Annotated in this window: 10 protein-coding genes; 9 read left to right on the forward strand and 1 reads right to left on the reverse strand. The window is 71.7% G+C overall.

Features of this window, described 5'->3' with window-relative positions; translation table 11 throughout:
• The 8 genes from bioD to AC1D12_RS17275 all read left to right on the forward strand — a co-directional run.
• A partial coding sequence (gene bioD, locus AC1D12_RS17240) for a dethiobiotin synthase (protein ID WP_477841764.1) occupies positions 1–451 on the forward strand: 451 nt, incomplete at its 5' end.
• A complete protein-coding gene (bioF, locus tag AC1D12_RS17245) occupies positions 448–1,656 on the forward strand; it encodes an 8-amino-7-oxononanoate synthase (RefSeq protein ID WP_477841766.1) in 1,209 nt (402 codons plus the stop codon). The genes bioD and bioF, both read left to right, overlap by 4 nt.
• Positions 1,649–2,827, forward strand: a complete 1,179-nt coding sequence (locus tag AC1D12_RS17250; protein WP_477826453.1) for an acetyl-CoA C-acyltransferase — start codon at positions 1,649–1,651, stop codon at positions 2,825–2,827. The genes bioF and AC1D12_RS17250 overlap by 8 nt, the downstream gene beginning before the upstream one ends.
• Positions 2,824–3,600: a DUF72 domain-containing protein gene (locus AC1D12_RS17255; protein ID WP_477841768.1), complete on the forward strand. Its 777-nt coding sequence runs from the start codon at positions 2,824–2,826 to the stop codon at positions 3,598–3,600. The genes AC1D12_RS17250 and AC1D12_RS17255 overlap by 4 nt, the downstream gene beginning before the upstream one ends.
• The gene (locus tag AC1D12_RS17260; RefSeq protein ID WP_477841770.1) at positions 3,597–4,262 is read left to right on the forward strand and encodes an SDR family oxidoreductase; all 666 of its coding nucleotides are present in this window, start codon (positions 3,597–3,599) and stop codon (positions 4,260–4,262) included. The genes AC1D12_RS17255 and AC1D12_RS17260 overlap by 4 nt, the downstream gene beginning before the upstream one ends.
• A 29-nt stretch (positions 4,263–4,291) precedes the next feature.
• Positions 4,292–5,419 (forward strand): acyl-CoA dehydrogenase family protein, encoded by a 1,128-nt coding sequence (locus AC1D12_RS17265; RefSeq protein ID WP_477841772.1) that lies wholly within the window; start codon positions 4,292–4,294, stop codon positions 5,417–5,419.
• A complete protein-coding gene (locus tag AC1D12_RS17270; protein ID WP_477841774.1) occupies positions 5,416–6,018 on the forward strand; it encodes a 2-hydroxychromene-2-carboxylate isomerase in 603 nt (200 codons plus the stop codon). Before AC1D12_RS17265 ends, AC1D12_RS17270 begins: the two co-directional genes overlap by 4 nt.
• Before the next feature lie 77 nt (positions 6,019–6,095).
• Positions 6,096–6,611 (forward strand): hemerythrin domain-containing protein, encoded by a 516-nt coding sequence (locus AC1D12_RS17275; protein ID WP_477827745.1) that lies wholly within the window; start codon positions 6,096–6,098, stop codon positions 6,609–6,611.
• Here AC1D12_RS17275 and AC1D12_RS17280 read toward each other — a convergent pair.
• Positions 6,580–7,524 (reverse strand): LysR family transcriptional regulator, encoded by a 945-nt coding sequence (locus AC1D12_RS17280; RefSeq protein WP_477827746.1) that lies wholly within the window; start codon positions 7,522–7,524, stop codon positions 6,580–6,582. The genes AC1D12_RS17275 and AC1D12_RS17280 overlap by 32 nt on opposite strands.
• Before the next feature lie 70 nt (positions 7,525–7,594).
• Between AC1D12_RS17280 and AC1D12_RS17285 the strand changes: the two genes are divergently transcribed.
• A partial coding sequence (locus AC1D12_RS17285) for an acyclic terpene utilization AtuA family protein (protein WP_477841776.1) occupies positions 7,595–8,407 on the forward strand: 813 nt, incomplete at its 3' end.

Here is an 8,407-nt window from a genome sequence, read left to right on the forward strand (position 1 = left end):
CCCGTACTGCCTGCCGCTGCCGCTGTCGCCGCACCTGGCGGCGCGCGCCGCCGGCGTGCAGATCGACATCTGCGAGCTCGGCCGGCGCTACCGCGACCTGGCCGCGCTGGCCGACGCGGTCGTCGTCGAAGGCGCCGGCGGCTTCCTGGTGCCGCTGAACGACACGCAGACCGGTGCCGACCTCGCGCAGGCACTCGACCTGCCGGTGCTGCTGGTGGTGGGCCTGCGACTGGGCTGCCTGAACCACGCCTTGCTGACGCAGGAGGCGATCCGCGCGCGCGGGCTGCGCCTGGCCGGCTGGGTCGCGAACCGCATCGACCCGGCGATGCGCGCGGCCGACGAGAACATCGCGACGCTGCGCGAGCGCATCGACGCGCCGCTGTGGGCGGAGCTGCCGCACCAGCCGCACGCGACCGCGCAGGACATGCTGCCCCACTGGACCGCGCGATGAATGCCTTCGACCTCGGCGAGATGACCGCGCAGCTCGACGCGCTGGACGGCGCCAGCCTGCGCCGGCGCCGCCGTGTCGTGCAGCAGGTCGACGGCCCGCGCATGGTGGTCGACGGCGAAGCGCTGCTCGCGTTCTGCAGCAACGACTACCTGGGCCTGGCGCAGCACCCGGACCTGATCGCCGCGGCGCAGCGCGCGGCTCGGCAGTGGGGCGTCGGCGCGACCGCCTCGCCGCTGGTCTGCGGCCACACCGAGGCGCACGACGCGCTGGAGCGCGAACTCGCCGCGTTCGTCGGCCTGYCGGCGGCGCTGAGCTTCTACGCCGGCTTCGCGGCCAACGTCGGCCTGCTGCCGGCGCTGGTGGGGCGAGGCGATGCGCTGTTCTGCGACGCGCTGAACCACGCCTGCCTGATCGATGGCGCGCGGCTGTCGGGCGCGCAGATCGGCGTGTACCCGCACGGCGACCTGGAGGCGCTGGCCGGGCGGCTCGCCGCGTCGACCGCCGAGCGCAAGCTGGTGGTCACCGATGCGGTGTTCAGCATGGATGGCGACCTCGCGCCGCTGCCCGGGCTGCTGTCGCTGTGCGAGCGCCACGACGCCTGGCTGCTGATCGACGATGCGCACGGCTTCGGCGTGCTCGGCCCCGACGGGCGCGGCACCGCGGCACATTTCGGGTTGCGCTCGAAGCGACTCGTCTACATGGCGACGCTCGGCAAGGCGGCCGGCGTGGCCGGCGCGTTCGTCGCCGGCGACGCGACGCTGATCGACTGGCTGCTGCAGCGCACCCGCAGCTACATCTTCGCGACCGCGATGCCGGCGATGCAGTGCGAGGTGCTGCGCGAGAGCCTGCGCGTGATGCAGCGCGAGCCGCAGCGGCGCGCGCATGTGCTGGCGCTGGTGCGGCGGCTGCGCGCCGGGCTGGCCGAGCTGCCGTGGGAGAACCCGCCGTCGCCGACGCCCGTGCAGCCGCTGATCCTCGGCGGCAATGCCGAGGCGCTGGCGATGGCCGCGGGCCTGCGCGAGCGCGGCCTGTGGGTGCCGGCGATCCGGCCGCCGACGGTGCCGGCGGGCAGCGCGCGGCTGCGCATCACCTTGTCGGCGGCGCACACCGAGGCCGAGGTCGACCGGCTGCTGGATGCATTGCGAGAGATCGCCGCGAAGCGTAGAACCTGTTCACCACACCCTGAAGGAGACCCTCATGTCTGATCGCATCGTCATCGTGTCCGCCGCCCGCACGCCCATCGGCGGCCTGCTGGGTGATTTCAGCGCGCTGGCCGGCCACCAGCTGGGCGCGATCGCGATCAAGGCCGCGGTCGAGCGCGCCGGCATCACCGGCGACGCCGTCAACGAGGTGCTGATGGGCAACTGCCTGATGGCCGGCCAGGGCCAGGCGCCGGCGCGCCAGGCGGCGCTCGGGGCYGGGCTGCCGCAATCGGCCGGGGCGGTGACGCTGTCGAAGATGTGCGGCTCGGGCATGCGCGCGATGATGTTCGCGCACGACATGCTGAAGGCCGAGAGCGTCGACGTGATGGTGGCCGGCGGGATGGAGAGCATGACGAACGCGCCGCACCTGATGTTCGCGCGCAAGGGCGTGCGCTACGGGGCGGCCCAGATGTTCGACCACATGGCGATCGACGGGCTGGAGGATGCCTATGACCGCGGCCGCGCGATGGGCGTGTTCGCCGAGGAGTGCGTGGCCAAGTACCAGTTCACCCGCGAGGCGCAGGATGCGTTCGCGATCGCTTCGACGCAGCGCAGCAAGCAGGCCAACGAAGACGGCAGCTTCGACTGGGAGATCGCGCCGGTGACGGTCGCCGGCAAGGCGGGCGACACGGTCGTGAAGTTCGACGAGCAGCCGTTCAAGGCCAAGCTCGACAAGATCCCGACGCTGAAGCCGGCGTTCAAGAAGGACGGCACGATCACCGCGGCGAATGCGTCGAGCATCTCCGACGGCGCCGCGGCGCTGGTGCTGATGCGCGAGAGCACCGCGAAGCGTCTGGGCAGCCAGGTGCTTGCGCGCATCCATGCGCACGCGGTGCATGCGCAGGCGCCGAACTGGTTCACCACGGCGCCGATCGGCGCGATCGAGAAGGTGCTGAAGAAGACCGGCTGGGCCGCGAAGGAGGTCGACCTGTGGGAGGTCAACGAGGCCTTCGCCGCGGTGACGATGGCGGCGATGCACGAGTTCAAGCTGCCGCACGAGATCGTCAATGTGCACGGCGGCGCGTGCGCGCTGGGCCACCCGATCGGCGCCAGCGGTGCGCGCATCGTCGTCACGCTGCTGGGCGCGCTGCGCAAGCGCGGTCTGAAGCGCGGCGTGGCCGCGCTGTGCATCGGTGGCGGCGAGGCGACGGCAATGGCGGTGGAGCTGGTTTGACGGGCACGCGGCGGTCGTCGCTCGCGCCGCCGGTGCGCATCGGCACGGCGGGGTGGGCGATTTCCGCCGCGAATGCCGCGGCGCTGCCCGGCGACGGGACGCACCTCGAGCGCTATGCGATGCGGATGAACTGCGTGGAGATCAATTCGTCGTTCTACCGCGGCCACCGCACGCAGACCTATGCGCGGTGGGCCGACAGCACGCCCGAGCACTTCCGCTTCGCGGTGAAGCTGCCGAAGCGCATCACGCACGAATGCCGGATGGCGGATGCCGACGAGCTGCTCGCGCAGTTCGTCGACGAGGCCGGTGGGCTGGGCCCCAAGTGGGCCGTTGCATTGGTGCAGCTGCCGCCGGGGCTCGCGTTCGATGCCGACGTGGCGGGGCGCTTCTTCGGGCGGTTGGGCGAGGCCTTCGACGGCGCCGTCGTCTGCGAGCCCCGGCACCGCAGCTGGTTCACGTCTCAGGCCGACCAACTGCTGGCGCGCTGCGAGGTGGCGCGCGCGGCCGTGGACCCCGCGAAGTGGCCGCATTCGGAGCACCCCGGCGGGTGGGCCGGAGCGTCGACGGCGCGGCGCCCGGCCGTCTTCTACTTCCGCTGGCACGGCTCGCCGCGGACCTACTGGTCGGCCTACGACGAGGCATGGCTGCGCGAGCGTGCGCAGGTCCTCGCGCAACTGCCGGCGCACGCCGAGCGCTGGTGCATCTTCGACAACACGGCGGCGGGCGCGGCATTGCCGAACGCCCTGCAGCTGGAGACACTCACGACCCCATGAACATCCTCATCATCGGCGCTTCGCGCGGCATCGGCCTCGAGTTCGTCCGCCAGTACCGCGAGGCCGGCGCGCGCGTCACTGCGACCGCGCGCGACGAGGCCGGCATCGCCCGCCTGCAGCAGCTCGGCGCCGAGGCCTTCGCGCTCGACGTGACCGACACCGCCAGCGCCTCGGGTCTCGCCTGGCGCATCGACGGGCAGGCCTTCGACGTCGTCGTCGTCAATGCCGGCGTGCTCGGGCCGCAGCTGGCGGCGCCGCAGACGCCGAGCGAGGCCGACTTCGATGCGGTGATGCACACCAACGTGCTCGGCGCGATGCGCATCCTGCCGCAGGTGATGGAATCGCTCGCGCCCGGCGCGAAGCTCGCGGTGCTGTCGTCGCGCATGGGCTCGATCGGGCTGCGCAGTTCGGGCAGCAGCTGGCTGTACCGCGCGTCGAAGGCCGCGCTCAACTCGGTGCTGAAGGACATGTCGTTCACGCTTGCCGGCCGCGCGACCTGCGTCGCCTTCCACCCGGGCTGGGTGCGCACCGACATGGGCGGTTCGTCGGCCGACATCAGCGTCRAGCAGAGCGTGGCCGACATGCGGCGCACGCTGGCCGCGCTGCAACCGTCGGAGAACGGCAGCTTCCTGAACCACGACCACCAGCCGCTGGCCTGGTGAGGCTGAACGAAGAATCGAGGAGACGACCCATGCTGACCGAAGACCACCGCGCGGTGCAGGACGCCGTGCGCGCCTACGTGCAGGACCGCATCGCCCCGCAGGCTGCCCGCTGGGACAAGGAGCACCATTTCCCGAAGGACGAACTGCGCGGGCTGGCCGAGCTCGGCTGCTACGGCGTGGCGGTGCCCACCGAGTGGGACGGTGCCGGGCTCGACTACCTGAGCCTGTCGCTGATCCTCGAGGAGATCGCGGCCGGCGACGGTGCCACGTCGACCATCGTCAGCGTCAACAACTGCCCGGTGTGCTCGATCCTGATGGYGTGGGGCGACGAGGCGCAGAAGGCGCTGTGGCTGAAGCCGCTCGCGCGCGGCGAGATGCTCGGCGCGTTCTGCCTGACCGAGCCGCACGTCGGCTCGCAGGCCGACGGGCTGAAGACGAGCGCGGTGCGCGACGGCGAGCACTACGTGCTCAACGGCGTCAAGCAGTTCATCACCAGCGGCAAGCACGGCGACGTGGCGATCGTGATGGCGGTCACCGACAAGGCGGCCGGCAAGAAGGGCATCAGCGCGTTCATCGTGCCGACCTCGATGCCGGGCTACAGCATGGCGCGGCTGGAGGACAAGATGGGCCAGCATGCGAGCGACACCGCGCAGATCCTGTTCGAGAACTGCCGCATCCCGGTGGCGAACCGGCTGGGCGATGAAGGGCAGGGGCTGAAGATCGCGCTGTCGGGGCTGGAGGGCGGGCGCATCGGCATCGGCTCGCAGGCGGTGGGCATGGCGCGCGCGGCCTTCGAGGCGGCGCTGCGCTACGCGAAGGAGCGTGTCGCGTTCGGCAAGCCGATCTTCGAGCACCAGGCGCTGCAGTTCAGGCTGGCCGAGATGGCGACGCAGATCGAGGCGGCGCGGCAGCTGATCCACCATGCGGCGCGGCTGAAGGATGCCGGCCAGCCGTGCCTGAAGGAGGCCGCGATGGGCAAGCTGTTCGCGAGCGAGATGGCCGAGCGCGTGTGCAGCGAGGCGATCCAGATCCATGGCGGGTATGGGTACGTGAGCGATTTCCCGGTCGAGCGCATCTACCGCGACGTGCGGGTGTGCCAGATTTACGAAGGCACGAGCGACGTGCAGAAGATCCTGATCGGGCGGGCGCTGGCATGAACACCCCCATCGACTTCTACTTCGACTTCTCATCCCCGTACTCCTACATCGCCTCCGAATGGATCGAGGCCCTGGCGGCGCGCCACGGCCGCACCGTCGCGTGGAAGGCGGTGATGCTCGGCGCGGTGTTCCAGGCCGCTGAGCTGAAGAGCCCCGTCTCGCACCCGGTCAAGCGCGAGTACTCGCTGCACGACTTCGAACRCTCGGCGCGCTTCGCCGGCGTGCCGCTCGCGATGCCGGCGAAATTCCCGATCGCCACGCAGAACGCCTCGCGCGTGTTCTGGTTCCTGCACGACAGCGATCCGGCGCGCGCCGTGGCCTGGGCCCGGCTGTGCCTGCGCGCGTACTTCACGCGCGGTGTCGACCTGGGTGATGCCGCGGCACTGGCCGGGCTGGCGTCCGATCTCGGCTTCGAGGCCGGCGCGGCCGAGCGCGTCTGGACCGATCCGGTCTGGAAGGACCGCCTGCGCCAGGTCAATGACGCGGCAATCGCGGCCGGCGTGTTCGGTGCCCCGTTCTTCGTGCTCGATGGCGAGCCGTTCTGGGGCAACGATCGGCGCCCGCAGATCGAACGCTGGCTGGAGAGCGGCCCGTTCTGACTTGATCGGCCGCAACGACACGCCGCCCGATGCGGCCCAGGATCGGGCTTTCGACTCTGCCCTGCCGCCCCATCACCATGTCTGCCCTTGCCGTCGATCCGCAATCGCTGTCCGCCCCCCTTCCTCCGCCGCGGCCACGCCTGGCCTGGTCCGACGGCCTCGCGCTCGGGCTGGAGGCAATGGACCACACGCACCAGGCGTTCGTCGACCTGCTGGCGCAGGTGGCGACCGCCGATGACGAGGCGGTGCGTACTGCCTGGGATGCGCTCGTCGAGCACACGCAAGGGCATTTCGACCAGGAGGACCGCTGGATGCGCGACACCGGCTTCGCCTCCGGCAACTGCCACGCGACCCAGCACCGCGTGGTGCTCGAGGTGATGCGCGAAGGCGCGGCGCGCGGGCAGGTGGCGATGATCCGCCAGATGGCCGATGAGTTGGCCGTCTGGTTCCCGACGCATGCGCAGACGATGGACGCGGCGTTGGCGCTGCATCTGCGGGGTGTCGGCTACGACCCGGTGAGCGGCGAGGTGCGGCTGCCGCAGGCGCTGCCGGCGGGCGGGATCACGGGCTGCGGGTCGGCTTCTTGCGGCTGACGCGGCTGCCACCGGCTGCAGATTTCGTCCCCTCCGGCGGCCGCGCCATCACCCACTCGTACAAGCCCTGCGCCGCCACCGACAGCCCGCGGTCGCGCCGCCGCACCAGGTAGAGCTGCCTTTGCAGCCCGGTCCACGCCAGCGGCCGCGTGACCACGCCGGGCGCCTTGAAGTGGAACAGCGTCAGCCACGGCACGATGCTCACGCCCAGCCCCGCGCGCACCATGCCCATCACGGTGGCGAGCTGGTCGACCTCCAGCACCGCGTTCATCACCTGCGGATGCGTCGCCGCATCCAGGTACTGCCGCACGCTCGATGTGCGCGACAGGTGGATGAAGGGCCAGGCCGCCACGTCCTTCGGCCGCACCTCGGCCAGGCGGGCCAGCGGATGGCGCGCCGGGCACACCAGGTGGAAGTCGTCGCTGCAGAACGGCTCGGCGCGCAGCTCGGGCGTCTCGGCCCGCGTGGCCGCGAGCGCGAAGTCCGCATGCCCGCTGCGCACGAGCTCGATGCACGGCTCCGACAGCACGTCGGCCACCTGCAGCTCGATGCCCGGCCAGGCAGCGCGGAACCCCGCCAGCACCGGCGGCAGCCAGCCGGCCGCGAGCGACGGCAGCAGCGCGATCGAGACCCGCCCGCGCCGCCGCGCGGCCTGGTCGCGCACGCCGGCCAGTGCGCTGTCGAACTCGTCGAGCACGCGCCGCGCCGACAGCTCGAACTCGCGGCCCTCGGCCGTCAGCTCCACCGAGCGCGTGCTGCGGTCGAACAACCGCAGCCCGAGCGCCTCCTCCAGCTGGCGGATCAGTGCACTGAAGGCCGGCTGCGACAAGTGCATCGCCGCCGCGGCCCGCGTGAAGTTGCGCTGCCCCGCCAGCAGCACGAAGGCGCGCAACTGCCGGGTCGAGACATTCATTTGCATTGCAGATCAACTCATCCGAAATTGCGAATTCCCATATTAATCGCCGCTGCCTACAGTCGGCCCGATGAATCGACAACCCTTGCGCATCGGCTGCGCCGCCGGCTTCTCGGGCGACCGCACCGATGCGGCCGGCCCGGTGGTTGATGCGCTGCTCGCCGCCGGCGGCCCCGGCGTGCTGATCTTCGAGACGCTGGCCGAGCGCACGCTGGCGCTGGCGCAGCTGGCGCGCCGCGACGATCCGCTGGGCGGCTACGAGCCGCTGCTCGATGACCTGCTGCGGCCGGTGCTCGCGCGCTGCCTGGCCGGCGGCCTGCGCATCGTCAGCAACTTCGGCGCGGCCAACCCGCAGGGCGCGGCGCGGCACATCGCGGCGCTGGCGCGCGAGCTGGGTGTGCGCGTGCCGCGCATCGCGGTGGTGTCGGGCGACGACCTCGCCGGCGATGCGCACCGCGGCCTGCTGCTCGACGCGCTGGGGCCCCAGGCGGCCGCGCTGAACATCGTCGCGGCCAACGCCTACCTCGGCGCCGAGGCGATCGCCGATGCGCTGCTGGCCGGCGCCGAGATCGTCGTCTGCGGGCGGGTCGCCGATCCGTCGCTGACCGTCGGCCCGGCACTTGCGCACTTCGGCTGGGCGCGCGACGACTGGGACCGCATCGCCGGTGCGACGATGGCCGGGCACCTGCTCGAATGCGGCGCGCAGGTCAGCGGCGGCTATTACGCCGATCCGGGCTACAAGGACGTGCCCGGCCTCGCGGCGCTCGGCTACCCGATCGCCGAGATCGATGCCGACGGCGGCTGCGTCATCACGAAGCCCGCCGGCACCGGCGGGCGCATCGACGAGCACACCGTGAAGGAGCAGCTGCTCTACGAGGTGCAC

The sequence above is a fragment of the Rhizobacter sp. P1_G5 genome (genome assembly GCF_056405435.1).

What these genes read in the sequence shown, in the direction of transcription:
- AC1D12_RS17280 (WP_477827746.1), bottom strand. Translation starts at nt 7,524, where the DNA reads ATGAATGTCTCGACCCGGCAGTTGCGCGCCTTCGTGCTGCTGGCGGGG.
- AC1D12_RS17275 (WP_477827745.1), top strand. Translation starts at nt 6,096, where the DNA reads ATGTCTGCCCTTGCCGTCGATCCGCAATCGCTGTCCGCCCCCCTTCCT.